The organism is Pseudomonas sp. R3-41, from assembly GCF_054161485.1.
Window position 1 is genome coordinate 5641711 of record NZ_CP096421.1, and the last position, 16468, is coordinate 5658178.

The 16468-nt window shown below is 63.2% G+C and carries 14 protein-coding genes; all 14 read right to left on the minus strand.

All coding sequences use genetic code 11. The features are described from left to right. Positions 1–105 precede the first annotated feature (105 nt). The 14 genes from M1D99_RS24405 to M1D99_RS24470 all read right to left on the minus strand — a co-directional run bounded on the left by M1D99_RS24405 (position 106) and on the right by M1D99_RS24470 (position 15709). Positions 106–435: a hypothetical protein gene (locus M1D99_RS24405; protein ID WP_250963611.1), complete on the minus strand. Its 330-nt coding sequence runs from the start codon at positions 433–435 to the stop codon at positions 106–108. Further along, the gene (locus M1D99_RS24410) at positions 432–1337 is read right to left on the minus strand and encodes an alpha/beta hydrolase (RefSeq protein ID WP_434572129.1); all 906 of its coding nucleotides are present in this window, start codon (positions 1335–1337) and stop codon (positions 432–434) included. Before M1D99_RS24410 ends, M1D99_RS24405 begins: the two co-directional genes overlap by 4 nt. 150 nt (positions 1338–1487) lie before the next feature. Then, positions 1488–2765, minus strand: coding sequence for a flavohemoglobin expression-modulating QEGLA motif protein (locus tag M1D99_RS24415; RefSeq protein WP_003185001.1), 1278 nt, complete (start codon positions 2763–2765; stop codon positions 1488–1490). Positions 2766–2802: 37 nt separating this feature from the next. Next, positions 2803–3357: a hypothetical protein gene (locus M1D99_RS24420; RefSeq protein WP_434572131.1), complete on the minus strand. Its 555-nt coding sequence runs from the start codon at positions 3355–3357 to the stop codon at positions 2803–2805. Positions 3358–3507: 150 nt separating this feature from the next. Next, on the minus strand, positions 3508–4224 hold the full coding sequence (locus M1D99_RS24425) for a TetR/AcrR family transcriptional regulator (protein ID WP_053118752.1): 717 nt from the start codon (positions 4222–4224) through the stop codon (positions 3508–3510). 101 nt (positions 4225–4325) lie between these two features. Further along, positions 4326–5828, minus strand: a complete 1503-nt coding sequence (lysS, locus tag M1D99_RS24430; protein ID WP_434572133.1) for a lysine--tRNA ligase — start codon at positions 5826–5828, stop codon at positions 4326–4328. A gap of 107 nt (positions 5829–5935) precedes the next feature. Continuing rightward, positions 5936–7031 (minus strand): peptide chain release factor 2 gene (gene prfB / locus M1D99_RS24435; RefSeq protein ID WP_411386587.1). Its coding sequence is split into 2 segments (ribosomal slippage): positions 5936–6958 and positions 6960–7031, totalling 1095 coding nucleotides; the frame shifts between segments, so codons are not numbered across the junction. A gap of 274 nt (positions 7032–7305) precedes the next feature. Then, entirely contained in the window at positions 7306–8307 is a 1002-nt protein-coding gene (locus M1D99_RS24440) for a diguanylate cyclase (protein ID WP_434572135.1), read from the minus strand. Between the two features lie 45 nt (positions 8308–8352). Further along, positions 8353–9363 carry a chemotaxis-specific protein-glutamate methyltransferase CheB gene (gene cheB / locus M1D99_RS24445; protein ID WP_446534025.1) on the minus strand — a complete coding sequence of 337 codons (1011 nt, stop codon included), beginning with the start codon at positions 9361–9363 and terminating at the stop codon, positions 8353–8355. Next, entirely contained in the window at positions 9360–11624 is a 2265-nt protein-coding gene (locus tag M1D99_RS24450) for a hybrid sensor histidine kinase/response regulator (protein ID WP_434572138.1), read from the minus strand. The genes cheB and M1D99_RS24450 overlap by 4 nt, the downstream gene beginning before the upstream one ends. Beyond that, complete coding sequence (locus tag M1D99_RS24455) at positions 11621–12292, minus strand: chemotaxis protein CheW (protein WP_458130888.1); 672 nt, start codon at positions 12290–12292, stop codon at positions 11621–11623. Before M1D99_RS24455 ends, M1D99_RS24450 begins: the two co-directional genes overlap by 4 nt. After that, on the minus strand, positions 12289–13554 hold the full coding sequence (locus M1D99_RS24460; protein WP_458130889.1) for a CheR family methyltransferase: 1266 nt from the start codon (positions 13552–13554) through the stop codon (positions 12289–12291). The genes M1D99_RS24455 and M1D99_RS24460 overlap by 4 nt, the downstream gene beginning before the upstream one ends. After that, positions 13551–14087: a chemotaxis protein CheW gene (locus M1D99_RS24465; protein ID WP_434572142.1), complete on the minus strand. Its 537-nt coding sequence runs from the start codon at positions 14085–14087 to the stop codon at positions 13551–13553. The genes M1D99_RS24460 and M1D99_RS24465 overlap by 4 nt, the downstream gene beginning before the upstream one ends. After that, positions 14087–15709 carry a methyl-accepting chemotaxis protein gene (locus M1D99_RS24470; protein WP_434572144.1) on the minus strand — a complete coding sequence of 541 codons (1623 nt, stop codon included), beginning with the start codon at positions 15707–15709 and terminating at the stop codon, positions 14087–14089. The genes M1D99_RS24465 and M1D99_RS24470 overlap by 1 nt, the downstream gene beginning before the upstream one ends. Between the last annotated feature and the right edge of the window lie 759 nt (positions 15710–16468).

Genomic DNA, 16468 nt, shown 5'->3' on the forward strand with positions numbered 1-16468 from the left:
CTTGCTCGCGAAAGCGTCCAGCCAGCTACATATGCAGTGACTGACACACCGCCTTCGCGAGCAAGCCCGCTCCCACAGGGGATTTGTGGTGTCGTTGGGATTGGATTACGGCTGCAGTTTTTGTGGTGTTTCCTGCCCCATGCAGCGCACCGCGCGTTTCTTCTCGTTGATCAACACGCCGGTCAGGCCTTTCTGCTCGGTGTCGAACAACACCAGCACGCCATCGATGCACTGGGCAACCTGGGGCGCGGGTTCCAGGGACACCTTGTAGTCCTCGCCCGGCACGGTCTTGAGCATGGTGAACTGGTCGAGCAGCAACGCATCCTCGGGCTTGGCGAAATGCAGGTAGCCGTAGTACCACAGCACGGCGACGGTGCCCAGGATGCTGCAGATACCGGTGATAATCAGGGGGATGGCGTTACGTTCTTCGCTCATTGCGGGTTCTCTGGTGATTCAACGGGTGATTTCGGGTAGTTCGGGACCTCCCCCAGGCGGCGCAGGCCGTCAAAGTGCCGGGGATCGTCGAGGTAGCGCAGCATCACGGTGCGCCACGTCGGGTCGGCGAAAGTCTGCACATGGCCGCCCCGTGTCAGCTGCAGGACCCGCGGCGGCGGCGCAGCTTGATACAAGCGGATGCCATTGGAAAGGGGCACGATGGGGTCGTCGAGGCTGTGGTAGATCAACTTCGGCACGTCGTTCAACTGCGCCACGGAGCTGATCGCGCTGTCACCGTCCGGCACCAGCCAGGACAACGGCACCTGGAACGGCCAGGTCAGCCACGAGGTACTCAGGGCAAAACGCCCGACGTCGCGATAGCTGGCGGGCACGCCATCGAGCACCAGGGCCTTGAGCTGCCGTTGGCGCTGGGGATGTTCGACCAGGTAATGCACCGCCAGCGCGCCGCCCAGGCTCTGGCCGAGCAGCACCAGCGGCTTGCCCTGGACCTCGGGCGACTGGTCGAGCCATTGGAACGCGGCGTCGATGTCCTGGTAGATCGCCGGCAGGCTCGGCTCGCCTTCAGACACGCCATAACCCCGATAATCGACCATCAACACTTGGTAGCCCTGCTCTGGCAACCACCAGCTCCCGCCCAGGTGCCACGCCAGGTTGCCGCCGTTGCCGTGCAAATGCAGGACCGTGCCCTTGATCTCCACGCCTGGTTTGACGGGCAGCCACCAGCCCCGGAGCTTGAGATTGTCAGCGGTGGTCAGGGTGACGTCGCGGTACTCGAGCCTGGCCCGCTCCGGGGTAAACGGCAGGCCGCGTTCGGGGTAGAACAGCAGGGAGCTGCAACCGCCCAGGGCCAGCAGCAGGCAGATGATGCCGAGGGTTCGCATCCGGTGAAGCCTCGCAAAAAATCAGAGTTGAAACACCGTCCTTTGTGGGAGCGGGCTTGCTCGCGAAGGCGGTGTGTCAGTCAATATTATCCTTAGCTGACACACCGCTTTCGCGAGCAAGCCCGCTCCCACAGGGGGACGGTGTTGTGATTAAAGGATATTGGAATAATCCGCTTCGATCCGGTCCAGGCTCAGGTGGTTCAGGAAGTTGGAGAAACACATCCAGGCCGACAGGGCATTCATGTCGCGGAATTGCTCAGGCAAGTATTTAGGCGGCACCACCAGGCCTTCGTCCACCAACTGGCGCAACGTGCGCATGTCCTCCAGAGTGGTCTTGCCGCAGAACAGCAGCGGCACCTGCTCCAGCTTGCCTTTGCGCACGGCCAATTGAATGTAGTTGTAAACCATGATGAAGCCCTTGAGGTAGGACAAGTCTTTGGTGAATGGCAGCCCGGTGGGCACCGAACCACGGAACACCCGACTGGCGTTGCCGTAGCTTTCGGCCATTTCAAAACCCTGCTCGCGGAAGAACTCGAAGACCTGCAGGAAATCGGCGCCCTCCTCCACCATATGAATGGCCCGGGTGCGGTTGGTGAGCTTGCGCAGGCGACTCGGGTAGGAGGCGAACGTGATGATTTCCATCAGGATCGCCAGGCCTTCCTGGGTCACCGTGGACGAGGGCGGGCCCTTGGACAGGAAGGTGCAGATCGGCTGGTTCAAGCCGTTGAGGGTAGTGCCAACGTGCACCAACCCTTCGTGGACCTCCAGCGCCCGTACGTCGCGCTCGTTGAACATCGCATCGGTGCGGATCTTGATGTAGTCGGCGCCCGCCGCCGCGTCGGCGACGATGCCGTCGGACTCGAACACGCGGATGGTTTCCTCGGCTTCGCCGAACACCCGGTTGAGGCGATGCTGCAACAGGCTGACGGCTTCCTTGGCACTGAGGACTTTCGGCTCGTCCTTGAGGTCACCACGGCCATCGATGTTGTTCAGGTAGTCGGAGAGCATCAGGCCCAAGTCGGCCAGGGTCGGGTCGCCGGCGTGAAAAGCATCGGAGGCGGCGCCATAGAGCTCCTGGGAAATCAGCCCGAAATCCTCGGTGCCACGCGCTTCGAGCATGCGCACCACCATGCGGTATTCCTTGCACATGCGGCGCATGATCTGGCCCACCGGGTTGAACTGCCCCAGTTGACGGGTGATGTCGCGCTCGATGTTCTGGAACTCCAGCTTTACTTTGCTGGAATCAAAAGACAGCGGCCGGTTGAGGTAATAGTCGCGATCCACCGCAGGCATTTCCTTGCCCTTGGCCTTGAGGAACCCCTTGCGGATGTTCTCGTCCCACTTCACCGCGTCGAGGATGCGAATCGGCGTTTGCGCCAGCACAATGCGATCGGACAAGGTGCGTATCGTCTGCTGGTAATCGTCCACCGAAAAACTCCTGTGAAAAAACGTCCGCTTGTTGCAATTATTGGGATTTGGCCAGTCGCTGGTAACGCACGGCTTCCGAGAACACATCGGAGTTGGCCGGGTCGTCGAGGTAGCTGAAAACCTTGTTCATGTCGCTGTCCACCAACACACCGTCGCCCTCTTCGCTCTGGTTCGGCTGGCCACTGAGGATCTTCTGGCCGATGGCCTGGTTGATCTGCTCCAAGTCCAGGTTGTAGACCACCAGTTCCTGTTTATCGGTCAATTCGAAACCGGCGATCAGGAAATGTCCACCGTAGCGGGCCGGCACCTTGGCCGACAGGTACCAGCGACTGCCATGACGGGAGACGGTCAAGGGGATGGCTTCGCGCTCATGGGGCTGGGCCCTGAAGTAGCTGATGGCCTGGTAGCGGTGCTTGCCGACTTGCGTCAGTTCCAGGTTCAACGGTTCGCCCCAGGCATTGGTGCTGGTCCATTGGCCGAGCAGGCCCTCGGGCGCGGCTTCGCTGTTGGGTAACGGCGCCTTGAAGGACACCAGGCAACCACTGAGCAGTAGCAACGACGCGGCCAGTACAACGGCAGGCCAGGCTTTCATTTGAACTCCCTATGGCACAGGTCGCTTTATCCCCTGTGGCGAGGGAGCTTGCTCCCGCTTGAGTGCGCAGCGCTCACAAAAAAGGGGCTGCTGCGCAGCCCAGCGGGAGCAAGCTCCCTCGCCACAAGGGCTGTGGTGAACCCATCTGGATCACACCGACGCCAGTACCAGGTGCATGTAGCGGGTCAGGATGCCGAGCATGTCTTCATCGGCTACCGGCTCGGCGCCATTGAGCAAGCCCTGATATTCCATCCGTCCGATAATCGCCGTCAACACTTTGGCATCCTGTTGCGGTTCGCGGGAGCCTAAAACCTGGAAAAACTGACACGTGCCATGCAGCAAAATCTGCTGGTGGGAACGCACCAACTCCGCCAGGCGTGGGTTGAGCAGGGCTTCCTGGCGAAAGGCCTGCTCGGCCATCAGGTACTCGCGACGGCTGTCCAGTTGATGCCGCACATAGTCGGCGGTCATCCGCGCGATGTCGTCCGCCAGTTGCGAGCGCGACTGGGCGCTGCCATCACCATAGGCGACCATTTCCCGCAGAAGGCCTTCGTTGTTGGCCCACAGCTTGCCCATGAACGCCGCGCTGCGTTCCACATACTGGGCGAAGGTATCGGTGAGCAAATCGTCGATGTCCTTGAAATAGTACGTAGTGGCCGACAGCGGCACGCCCGCTTCGGCGGCCACCGCACGGTGACGCACCGCACGCACGCCATCGCGCACCACGATGCGCATGGCCGCGTCGAGAATCTCCTGGCGACGCTGCTCACTGCCCTGTCGGCTGGCCTTGCGGCCCTGGTACTGAACACTTTCAGCGACAGCCGTGGCGACGCCCGCTGCACCTTCTGAAGCCATTGCACGATTCACGACAGGTCTTCCTCGCTCTTTGAAAAAGTAACCAATTGATACGTTTGTACCAGACAGGCAATAAAAAGCCGCCCATCGAGGCGGCTTTTTATTTGAAACAATTACGCTTGGGGCCGCATGTGCGGGAAGAGGATCACATCCCGGATCGACGGTGAGTTGGTCAACAACATCACCAGGCGATCGATGCCAATGCCTTCGCCAGCGGTCGGCGGCATGCCGTACTCCAGGGCGCGCACGAAGTCGGCATCGTAGTGCATGGCTTCGTCGTCGCCGGCATCCTTGTCGGCCACCTGGGCCATGAAACGCTCGGCCTGGTCTTCGGCATCGTTGAGCTCGGAGTAGGCGTTGGCGATTTCACGACCACCGATGAACAGCTCGAAACGGTCGGTCACGCTTGGGTTCTCGTCGTTGCGACGGGCCAACGGCGACACTTCGAACGGGTACTGGGTGATGAAGTGCGGCTGCTCCAGCTTGTGCTCGACCAGTTCTTCGAAAATCATCACTTGCAGCTTGCCCAGGCCTTCGAAGCCGAGGACCTTGGCGCCGGCCTTCTTGGCGATGGCGCGGGCCTTGTCGATGTCGTTCAGGTCATCGGCAGTCAGTTCAGGGTTGTACTTGAGGATCGAGTCGAACACCGACAGGCGCACGAACGGCTCGCCGAAGTGGAACACCTTGTCGCCGTACGGCACGTCGGTAGTGCCCAGGACCAACTGCGCCAGCTCGCGGAACAGTTCCTCGGTCAGGTCCATGTTGTCTTCGTAGTCGGCGTAGGCCTGGTAGAACTCGAGCATGGTGAACTCGGGGTTGTGCCGGGTCGAAACGCCTTCGTTACGGAAGTTGCGGTTGATCTCGAAAACCTTCTCGAAGCCACCCACGACCAAGCGCTTGAGGTAAAGCTCCGGCGCGATGCGCAGGAACATTTCCATGTCCAAGGCGTTGTGGTGGGTTTCGAACGGCTTGGCCGCCGCGCCGCCGGGGATGGTCTGCAGCATCGGCGTCTCGACTTCCAGGAAGTCACGCTTCATCAGGAAGCTGCGGATGTGGGCGATGACTTGCGAGCGGACGCGGAAGGTCTGGCGCACGTCTTCGTTGACGATCAGGTCGACGTAGCGCTGGCGATAGCGTTGTTCGGTGTCGGTCAGGCCGTGGTGCTTGTCCGGCAGCGGGCGCAGGGACTTGGTCAGCAGGCGCACGTTGGTCATCTCGACGTACAGGTCGCCCTTGCCGGAACGGGCCAGGGTGCCTTCGGCGGAGATGATGTCGCCCAGGTCCCAGGTCTTGACGGCGGCCAGGGTTTCTTCCGGCAGGGTCTTGCGGTTGACGTAGACCTGGATGCGCCCGGTCATGTCCTGGATCACCATGAACGAACCACGGTCGAGCATGATACGACCGGCCACCTTGACTGGAATCGCCGCCTCGGCCAGCTCTTCCTTGGTCTTGTCCGCGTACTTCTTCTGCAGGACGTCGCAATACGCGTCGCGGCGGAAGTCGTTGGGGAAGGCCTGGCCCTTGGCGCGCTCGGCAGCAAGCTTTTCCTTGCGCAGGGCGATCAGGGAGTTTTCTTCCTGTTGCAGGGCTTGCGGGTCGAGTTCTAGGTCGCTCATGTCTTTAAGGATTCCATCACAGGTTCGTTGCCCCCGGCCCGGGCCGGAGTTTGCGGGCGAGCCGCGCTTCCTGTGGAAGCGTGCCCGTCCGCCGCATGGGTGTCGCGTTACAGGCCTTGTTTGAGGCTGGCGATCAGGTATTCATCGATATCGCCGTCGAGCACCTTGTCGCAATCGCTGCGTTCGATGCTGGTCCGCAGGTCCTTGATCCGCGAGGCGTCGAGCACGTACGAACGGATCTGGTGACCCCAGCCGATGTCCGACTTGGTGTCTTCCAGGGCCTGGGACGCCGCGTTGCGCTTCTGCACTTCCTGCTCGTACAGGCGGGCCCGCAGCATCTTCATCGCGGTGTCTTTGTTGGCGTGCTGGGAACGTTCGTTCTGGCAACTGACCACGGTGTTGGTCGGTACGTGGGTGATCCGTACGGCCGAGTCGGTGGTGTTGACGTGCTGGCCACCGGCTCCGGAGGAGCGGTAGGTGTCGATGCGCAGGTCCGCCGGGTTGATCTCGATTTCGATGTTGTCATCGATTTCCGGCGAAACGAACACGGCCGAGAACGAGGTGTGGCGACGGTTGCCGGAGTCGAACGGGCTCTTGCGCACCAGGCGGTGCACGCCGATCTCGGTCCGCAGCCAGCCAAAGGCGTATTCGCCCTTGATGTGCACGGTGGCGCCCTTGATCCCGGCGACTTCACCGGCCGACAGCTCCATGATGGTGGCGTCGAAACCGCGTTTGTCGGCCCAGCGCAGGTACATGCGCAGCAGGATGTTGGCCCAGTCCTGGGCTTCGGTGCCGCCGGAACCGGCCTGGATGTCCAGGTAGGCGTTGTTCATGTCCATCTCGCCGCTGAACATGCGACGGAATTCCAGCTTGGCGAGGTTCTCGTCCAGGCGGGTCAGCTCGGCGACGACATCGCCGACTGCGCCTTCGTCGTCCTCTTCGACGGCCATGTCCAGCAGGTCGCGGCAATCGGCCAGGCCGCTGGACAGCTCGTCCAGGGTCTCGACGATCTGCGCCAGCGCAGAACGCTCGCGGCCCAGCTCCTGGGCGTACGAAGGGTTGTTCCAGACATTCGGATCTTCAAGCTCGCGATTGACTTCGGTCAGGCGCTCATGCTTTTGATCGTAGTCAAAGATACCCCCGAATAGTTTCGGAGCGCTCGGACAGGTCCTTGATGGTGTTAAGGATCGGGTTGATTTCCATGGCGGGCAGCACTCGTTGGCGAACTTTTGAAAGCCGGCGAGTATAACGTAATCAAGCGCCAGCGGCAGCCCGCCTGGCGGCTTTAGGGGCAATGAGGTTCAGCGTCCGGCCCCTGTGGCGAGGGAGCTTGCTCCCGCTGGGTTGCGCAGCAGCCCCAAAACGGCCCCCTCAATCGACCTGGCACACCGAGCCAACTGGTTTCAGGGCCGCTACGCGCCCCAGCGGGAGCAAGCTCCCTCGCCACAAAGGCATCCCTGCCGACATTCAGGATGGCTTATTCAACCCCAACCCGATTACGCCCATTGTGCTTGGCCAGGTACAACCCCTTGTCCGCCGCCGAGATCAGCTGACGGCTGTCGCCACCCTGCTGGGGAGTGAAGGTCGAGACGCCGATGCTGACGGTCAGGTTTTCGCCGCCGTCGGGCGTGGCGTGGGGGATTTTCAGGGCGACGACGCTCTGGCGCAGTTTCTCGGCCATCAGCCGGGCGCCGCCTGGCGAGGTGCCGGGCAGCACCAGGGCGAACTCCTCGCCGCCGTAGCGGGCCGGCAGGTCGGACGGCCGACTGCACGCCTCGCGGATGGCCGTGGCGACCTTGCGCAGGGCTTCGTCGCCTTCCAAGTGGCCGAAGTTGTCGTTATAGGACTTGAAGTAGTCCACGTCGATCATCAGCAGCGACAGTTGACTCTGGTCGCGCATCGCCCTGCGCCATTCCAGTTCCAGGTACTCGTCGAAGTGTCGGCGGTTGGACAGCCCGGTCAGGCCGTCGGAGTTCATCAAGCGTTGCAGCACCAGGTTGGTGTCGAGCAATTGCTGCTGGCTGACCCGCAATGCGCGATAGGCCGCGTCGCGCTGCAACAGCATCATGTAGGAACGCGAGTGATAGCGGATGCGCGCCACCAGCTCGATGTTGTCCGGCAGCTTGACCAGGTAATCGTTGGCCCCAGCGGCGAACGCCGCGCTCTTGATCAGCGGGTCTTCCTTGGTGGACAGGACAATGATCGGGATATCGCGGGTGGACGGATGGTTACGGTACTCGCGCACCAGGCTCAGGCCGTCGAGGCCGGGCATCACCAGGTCCTGGAGAATCACCGTCGGCTTGATGCGCACCGCGTGGGCGATGGCCTGGTGGGGGTCGGAGCAGAAGTGGAAGTCGATATTGTCTTCCTCCGAAAGCCCGCGCCGCACCGCCTCGCCGATCATCGCCTGGTCGTCGACGAGCAGGACCATGGCGGCGTTCTCATCGCGCTTGAATTCGTCGAGCTGCAAATCAGTCATGATGGCTTACCTGGGTACGGCCTGGGGCAAGGCTCGCGGGGTTCTTCATGGGGTCACAATCTCCAACAGCCGTGGCGCAATGGCGTCCAGGGCAAGAATATGGACGGCGGCGTCGATGGCGGCCGCCGCTTTGGGCATGCCGTACACCGCGCTGCTGCGCTGGTCCTGGGCGATGGTCACATAGCCCTGCTGGCGCATGAGTCTAAGCCCTTGCGCACCGTCGCGGCCCATGCCGGTGAGCAATACGCCCACCGCGTCGCCGCTCCAGTACTGGGCGACACTTTCAAAAAACACGTCGATGGAGGGCCGGTAGATCTCGTTCACCGGCTCGGCGGTATAGGCCAGGGTGCCGTCCTTCAACAAACGCAGGTGATGGTTGGTCCCGGCCAGCAACACCGTGCCGCTTTGCGGCGTCTCACCTTGCCGGGCCAGGCGCACCGTGTGGCCCGACACACTGCCCAGCCATTCGGCCATGCCCGCGGCGAACACCTCGTCCACATGCTGGACCAGCACGATCGCCGGGGCAAAGTCCCGCGGCAGAGCCTTGAGCAGCACTTCCAACGCCGCGGGCCCGCCCGCCGACGACCCGATGGCCACCAGGCTCTTGCGCGACACCGCCGCGCGCTGGGCTGCCGGCGCGGGGCGCTCGCGCTTGTTGCGCTCACCGATCAGCCAACCGATGTTGGTGATCTTGCGCAGCAGCGGCGCAGCAGCGTCCGCCGGGTTACCGACGCCCAGGGCCGGGGTATCGACCACATCCAGCGCGCCATGGCCCATGGCCTCGAACACCCGGTGGACATTCTGCTGGCTGTCTCCGGTCACAATCACGATAGCGCATGGGCTGTCGGCCATGATCCGCCGGGTAGCCTCCACGCCATCCATGATCGGCATGAACAGGTCCATCAGGATCAGGTCGGGGGTGTATTCGGCACAACGCTGCACCGCCTCGGCACCGTTGGCGGCGACCCAGACCAGTTGGTGCGCCGGCTCGAACGCCAGGGCGCGGCGCAGGGCCTCGACCGCCAGGGGCATGTCATTGACGATGGCGATCTTCAAGCGCGTGCCCCTCCGATCAATTCGACCACGGCGTCGAGCAAGGCGTCGTCGTGGAAACTCGCCTTGGCCAGATAATAGTCGGCGCCGGCGTCGAGGCCACGGCGGCGATCTTCTTCGCGGTCCTTGTAGGACACCACCATCACTGGCAGCGATTGCAAGCGGTTGTCGCGCCGCAACAGCGACACCAGTTCGATGCCGTCCATGCGTGGCATGTCGATGTCCGTGATCAACAAATCGAAATCCTCCGAGCGCAATGCATTCCAGCCATCCATGCCATCCACCGCCACTGCTACGTCATAGCCGCGACCCCGCAACAACTTGCGTTGCAGCTCACGCACGGTCAGGGAATCGTCCACCACCAGGATCCGCTTGCGCGGGGCCTGGGCCTGGTTTTGCCGGGCGATGCGCTCCAGGCGCCCGGTATCGAGCAGCTTGTCCACCGACCGCAACAAGTCTTCGACATCGACAATCAACACCACCGAGCCATCGTCGAGCAAGGCCCCGGCGGAAATGTCCTGGACCTTGCCCAGGCGCTCGTCCAGGGGCAGGACCACCAGGGTGCGCTCGCCGACGAACCGCTCCACCGCCACGCCGTAGATCGTCTCGCGCTCGCGGATCACCACGACCTTGAGGGTCTGGCTGCCGTTCTGCGTCGACGGGCGATTGAGCAACTGGCTGGCGGCGACCAAGCCGATATGCCGGCCTTCGTGCCAGAAATGCTGGCGCCCTTCGACCTGGACGATGTCCTCCGGCGCCAGGTCGCACATGCGTTCGATGTGGGCCAGGGGGAAGGCGTACGCTTCACCGCCGACCTCCACCACCAGGCTGCGCACCACCGACAGCGTCAGCGGCACCTCGAGATGGAAGCGGCTGCCCTCGCCCGCCGTCTGCTCCAGCACCACCGCACCGCGCAACTGCCGGACCATGTGCTGGACGGCATCCAGGCCGACGCCGCGCCCGGACACTTCGGTGACTTTGTCGCGCAGGCTGAAACCGGGCAGGAACAGGAACGTCAGCAGTTCCTCTTCGCTCAGGCTGGCGGCGGTTGGCTCAGGAGAAAGGCCGCGCTCGACGATGCTGCGGCGCACCCGTTCCAGGTCCACCCCGGCGCCATCGTCCGCCAGCTCCAAGACCAGCAGGCCGGCTTGATGAGAAGCGCGCAAGCGGATCAGGCCTTCGGCGGGCTTGCCGGCCAGTACCCGTTGTTCCGGGGTTTCGATGCCGTGGTCCACGGCGTTGCGCAGCAAATGGGTCAGAGGCGCTTCGAGCTGTTCCAGCACGTCGCGGTCGACCTGGGTTTTCTCGCCTTCGATTTCCAGGCGCACGTGTTTGCCCAGGCTGCGGCCCAGGTCACGGACCATGCGTGCCTGGCCTGATAGCACATCGGCGAACGGCCGCATGCGACAGGCCAGCGCTGTGTCGTACAGCACTTGCGCCCGCTGGCTGGCCTGCCAGGCGAACTCATCCAGCTCGGCGGTTTTCTGCGCCAGCAATTGCTGGGTTTCGGCGAGCAAGCGGCGAGCATCGCCCAGGGCTTCCTGGGCTTGCAGGCTCAGGGCGTGGTCCTTGAGGTGCACGTTCAGCTCTTCAAGGGCGCGCAAGCCGGTGCCTTGCTGGCGCTTGAGCCGTTGCATCGCCGCCAGCCAAGGCTTGAGGCGCTGAGTCTCCACCAGGGACTTGCTCGACAGGTCGAGCAAGCTGTTGAGGCGTTCGGCCGTGACCCGCAAGACCCGCTCGCCGCCTTCGGTGACCCGTTTGCGCTTGGGGGCCGGCTCCGTTGCGGCGAGCGGTTCCGGCGCGGACGGCTCGACGCTGGCGGGTTCGACAGGCGTCTCGATTTTTGTCGGAACCTGCGCGGGTTGTTGTGCAGCGTTGGGATCGAGCAGGCGCCCCATCAACGCCACATAGGCGTCGATGTCCGGCGCGCCGACGTTGTTGCCCGGCGTGGCGATGCGCGTCAGCAAGTCGGTGCCTTGCAGCAAGGCGTCGATGTGCTCGGCGCCCAGCACCAGGCGCCGTTCCTGGGCGCTGACCAGGCAATCTTCCATCACGTGGGCCACGCTAACCCCGGCATCCACCCCGACAATGCGCGCCGCGCCCTTGAGGGAATGCGCCGCGCGCATGCATGACTCAAGGTACTCGGCCTGGGTCGGATCGCGCTCCAGGGCCAGCAGGCCGGTGCTCAGCACCTGGACCTGGGCCTCGGCTTCCAGGCTGAACAGTTCCAGCAGCGAGGCGTCGCGCATTTGGTCGGGGGTCATGACAGGCTCCGGGCCACGGCGGTCAGCAGCTGTTCTTCATCCAACCAGCGCAAGCTACGCCCCTTATACGGCAGCACGCCACGGGTGTACTTGCCCGCCGACGGCGAAGCGTTCGCCAGGATACGTTTGTCGATGGCGTGGATGCCATCCACTTCATCCACCGGCACCACCACCGGCCCGCCCTTGGCCGCGACGATCAACATGCGCGGCATGACCCGTGTACCGGCCACCGCCGCCGCGCCGGGCTCCAGATCCAGCAGCTCCACCAGCGACAGGCAGGCCACCAGCGCCCCGCGCACATTCGCCACGCCCAGCAGGGCCCGTGAGCGTTGGTGGGGCAACGAGTGAATCGGCTGCAACGGCGCCACTTCCACCAGGCTGCGCGTGGTCAGGCCCAGCCATTCCTCGCCGAGGCGGAACATCAGCAACGAGCGCGTGACCACATCGTTGTCCACCGGGGCCAGGGACAAATCCCGCTGATCCTGCGGCAAGGCATAACGGTCGAGCAGCCGAGTCGCGGCCGCCGAATACACCGAGCAATTGCGGCAATGGATATGCCCGACCAACAGCGGGCAGGATTTATCGCCATGCACGCCGATGCGGTTCCAGCAATCGTCGATGGCCTGGGCATCGTCATGGGTGATGGTGTAGGAAGCCGAACCGCTCATTGTTTGTGCTCACTGTCTGCCGTGCGCCCGCTGCGGGCGGCGCGTTCCTGCAACCGACGGGCTCCGGCCGCGTCTCCCTGGGAAGCCAGCAGCGCCGCCAGATGCACCAGGGCCTCGGCGTGTTGCGGTTCAAGATAAAGCGCCTTGCGATAAAAACCCTGGGCTTGCAGCGCGCTACCGGCCATGTCGCTGAGCAGGCCCAACCAATAGAACACCTGGGCGTTCGGCGCGTGGCTGCGCAGGTATTCTTCACACGCCGCGCGGGCCTCGGCGCTTTTACCGCCGTTGGCCAGGGCCGCGATATTGGCCAGCAAGCTCGCGGCGTCGCTGCTCTTGGGTGGGGCAATCGGTGTCACGCTCGTGGCAAACGGCCGCGGCCGAACCACCGGCGGGATGACGCGAGGCGGTGGCTGACGAATCGGTAGCGGCGGTGGTATCAAGGCTGGCAACGGTTGGGGCTCCGACGCCCCCTGTCGACTGAAAGCGAACGATTGGGCAATCCCGATCGAGCGCATGCCCAGGCGCCCCAGCAGGCTGCCTTCGGCAGGGCCGATAAACAGCACGCCGTCCTGATGGGTCAAGCGCTTGAGCACCTCGAAAACCTGCTGCTGGGTCGGCTGGTCGAAATAGATCAGCAGGTTGCGGCAGAACACAAAGTCGTAGGGGGCCTCGTTCGCCAGCAAGGCCGGATCCAGCAGGTTGCCTACTTGCAAGCGCACTTGTTCGCGCACCCGTTCGCTGAGGCGGTAGCCTTCGTCTTCGGCGTCGAAGTGCCGCTCGCGAAAACCCAGGTCGGCGCCCCGAAAGGAATTCCTGCCGTAACGCGCGTCCTTGGCCCGCGCCACCGACAGCGGGCTGACGTCCATGCCGTCCACCTTGAACTGATGGGCGCCCAAGCCGGCGTCGAGCAAGGCCATGGCAATGGAATACGGTTCCTCGCCGGTGGAGCACGGCAAACTGAGGATGCGCAGCGCACGCAGGTGCTTGATCTCCGCCAGGCGCTTGACGGCCAGCCTGGCGAGGGTCGCAAAGGACTCGGGGTAGCGGAAGAACCAGGTCTCCGGGACGATCACCGCTTCGATCAACGCCTGCTGTTCCGGGGCCGAATGCTGCAGGGCCTGCCAATACTCATCGGCGGTTCGCCCAGGCACGGCACTGATCCGTTGGCGCACGGCGCGCTCAATGATCGCGGTGCCGACGGAGGTCACATCGAGGCCGATGCGCTCCTTGAGAAAATCGAAAAACCGTTGGTCGTTGTTCATGGCGTTGCCTCGAGGTCGTCGAGGCTCAGCGGCGTAGCAGGAAACAGCAGCGCCCGAACGGATTCGTCGAGCAGGTCATTGACCCGCACCCATTGCAGCAACCCAAGGGCATCTTCGCGGACCGGTCCAAGGTACGGCGCCTGCCGATTGTCCAGGCCATAGGGTTTGAAATCGCCCGGATCACAGCGCAGGGTGTCGGTCGCCTGTTCGAGGATCAATCCCAGCACTTGCCCGGTTTGTTGTGTATCGCCTTGATAACGCACCAGCACCAGACGCGTGCTGGTCCGGGGTTCGGCGCTCCGGCCGAACGTCAGGGCGCACAGGTCGATCACCGGCACCACGGTGCCGCGCCAGGCAAACACCCCCGCTACCCAGGATGGCGCCCGGGCGATCGGCTTGAGGGGCAGGCGCGGCAGCACTTCCACTACATCGGTGGCCTGCAGGGCGTAACGTTCGTTGCCGATGCAGAACACCAGGAACAACGTCTGGCGGGCCGTCGCTGCGACGCCACGCCGGGTCTCGAGCTCGCCCATCAGACTTTGAAACGCGAGACGCCGCTGCGCAGCCCCACGGCGACCTGGCTCAGCTCGTCGATGGCGGAGCTGGCCTGGCGCAGGGACTCCACGGTCTGGCTGCTGGCATCGCCCAGTTGCACCAGGGCGTGGTTGATCTGTTCGGCGCCAGTGGCCTGGGCCTGCATGCCTTCGTTGACCATCAATACCCGCGGCGCCAGAGCCTGGACCTGATGGATGATCTGCGACAGTTGCTCGCCGATCTGCTGCACTTCGGCCATGCCACGGCGCACTTCCTCGGAAAACTTGTCCATGCCCATCACACCGGCCGATACCGCGGATTGGATCTCGCGCACCATCTGTTCGATGTCATAGGTCGCCACGGCGGTCTGGTCGGCCAAGCGCCGTACTTCCGTGGCCACCACGGCGAAACCGCGCCCGTACTCACCAGCCTTCTCGGCCTCGATGGCGGCGTTGAGGGATAACAGGTTGGTCTGGTCGGCCACTTTGACGATGGTCACCACCACCTGGTTGATGTTGCCGGCCTTCTCGTTGAGGATCGCCAGCTTGGCGTTCACCAGGTCGGCGGCGCCCATCACCGAATGCATGGTTTCCTCCATGCGCGCCAAGCCTTGCTGGCCAGAGCCGGCGGCCACCGAGGCCTGGTCGGCGGCGGTGGAAACTTCGGTCATGGTGCGCACCAGGTCCCGGGAGGTGGCGGCGATTTCCCGGGACGTCGCGCCGATCTCGGTGGTGGTGGCGGCGGTTTCCGTGGCCGAGGCCTGCTGCTGGCGCGAGGTCGCGGCAATTTCGGTGACCGAGGTGGTGACCTGCACGGATGAGCGCTGGGCCTGGGATACCAGCGAGGTCAGTTCGGCCATCATATCGTTGAAGCCGGTTTCCACGGCACCGAATTCGTCCTTGCGCGCCAGGTTCAGGCGTCCGCTCAGGTCGCCGCTGCGCATGATCTCGAGGATCTCGACGATGCGGTTCATCGGCCCCATGATCGCCCGCATCAGCAGCAGGCCACAGAGTACCGCGACGATCAGCGCGACCAGGAACGACAGGCCCATGGCGACCTTGGCCGCCGTCACCGCATCGCCAATGGTCAGGGTGGCGCTTTGTGCCAGCTCGCGATTGCGCTCGATGATTTGATTCAAATGCCCGCGGCCGCCGATCCATGCAGGCGTCAGCTCTTTCTCCAGCGCCAACCGGGCGCCGTCGTAGTCCTTGCGCTGGTACAAGTCCAAGACCTTGGCCATGGCCTGGTTAAATGCCAAGTGGAAGGCCTCGAACTCGTCGAACGAGGCTTGGTCCGCCGGGTTCTGGATCAACTTTTGGTAGTTCTGTATTTCTTCGCGCAGGTGCTGCTCGAAACCCTGGTAGCGGGCCTTGTCCTCGGCGGTGATTTCCCGATTCCCGGAAAGACCGACGATTTGCTGGGTCAGGACGTAGCTGTCGACCCAGCCACCGCGGATCATCGAGCTGAAATACACCCCCGGAACCGCATCGGACCGGACCTTTTCTTCACTGTCCTGGATCTTCAGCAACCGTGAATACGAGACAACCACCATCAGCAGCATAATGGCGATGATCACCGCAAAACTCGCCAGGATGCGTTGGCGCAATGTCCAATTCTTCACAGTAAAACCTCGGGCACTTGAAAATGCTGGGGAGTATAGCCGAGGGCGGCGCGGCGTCTGTATGGCGGCGTGGGAGGATTTTGATTGAGCCGAGGCTCACCGGTACTTGAAGAAATGGAACCCGCCCCTGTGGGAGCGGGCTTGCTCGCGAAAGCGGAGTGTCAGTCAACCATGCTGCGACTGACCGGACGCCTTCGCGAGCAGGCTCGCTCCCACAGGGAATAGCGTTGGATACAAGATTGCCAAACACCACAAAACCACTGTGGGAGCGGGCTTGCTCGCGAAAGCGGTATATCAGTCAAAAATACTGCCACTGACCGGACGCCTTCGCGAGCAGGCTCGCTCCCACAGGGGATAGCGTTGGATGCAAGATTGCCAGACACCACAAAACCACTGTGGGAGCGGGCTCGCGAAAGCGGAGTGTCAGTCAAAAATACTGTCACTGACCGGGCGCCATCGCGAGCAGGCTCGCTCCCACAAGGAATAGCGTTGGATACAAGATTGCCAGACACCACAAAACCACTGTGGGAGCGAGCTTGCTCGCGATAGCGGTGTATCAGTCAAAAATACTGTCTCTGACCGGGCGCCATCGCGAGCAGGCTCGCTCCCACAGGGGATAGCGTTGGATACAAGATTGCCAGACACCACAAAACCACTGTGGGAGCGAGCTTGCTCGCGATAGCGGTATATCAGTCAAAAATACTGTCACTGACCGGGCGCCATCGCGAGCAGGCTCGCTCCCACAGGGGATAGCGTTGG

What these genes read in the sequence shown, in the direction of transcription:
- M1D99_RS24405 (WP_250963611.1), bottom strand. Translation starts at nt 435, where the DNA reads ATGAGCGAAGAACGTAACGCCATCCCCCTGATTATCACCGGTATCTGC.
- M1D99_RS24465 (WP_434572142.1), bottom strand. Translation starts at nt 14,087, where the DNA reads ATGGGCGAGCTCGAGACCCGGCGTGGCGTCGCAGCGACGGCCCGCCAG.
- M1D99_RS24460 (WP_458130889.1), bottom strand. Translation starts at nt 13,554, where the DNA reads ATGAACAACGACCAACGGTTTTTCGATTTTCTCAAGGAGCGCATCGGC.
- M1D99_RS24410 (WP_434572129.1), bottom strand. Translation starts at nt 1,337, where the DNA reads ATGCGAACCCTCGGCATCATCTGCCTGCTGCTGGCCCTGGGCGGTTGC.
- M1D99_RS24455 (WP_458130888.1), bottom strand. Translation starts at nt 12,292, where the DNA reads ATGAGCGGTTCGGCTTCCTACACCATCACCCATGACGATGCCCAGGCC.
- M1D99_RS24440 (WP_434572135.1), bottom strand. Translation starts at nt 8,307, where the DNA reads ATGACTGATTTGCAGCTCGACGAATTCAAGCGCGATGAGAACGCCGCC.
- lysS (WP_434572133.1), bottom strand. Translation starts at nt 5,828, where the DNA reads ATGAGCGACCTAGAACTCGACCCGCAAGCCCTGCAACAGGAAGAAAAC.
- M1D99_RS24420 (WP_434572131.1), bottom strand. Translation starts at nt 3,357, where the DNA reads ATGAAAGCCTGGCCTGCCGTTGTACTGGCCGCGTCGTTGCTACTGCTC.
- M1D99_RS24450 (WP_434572138.1), bottom strand. Translation starts at nt 11,624, where the DNA reads ATGACCCCCGACCAAATGCGCGACGCCTCGCTGCTGGAACTGTTCAGC.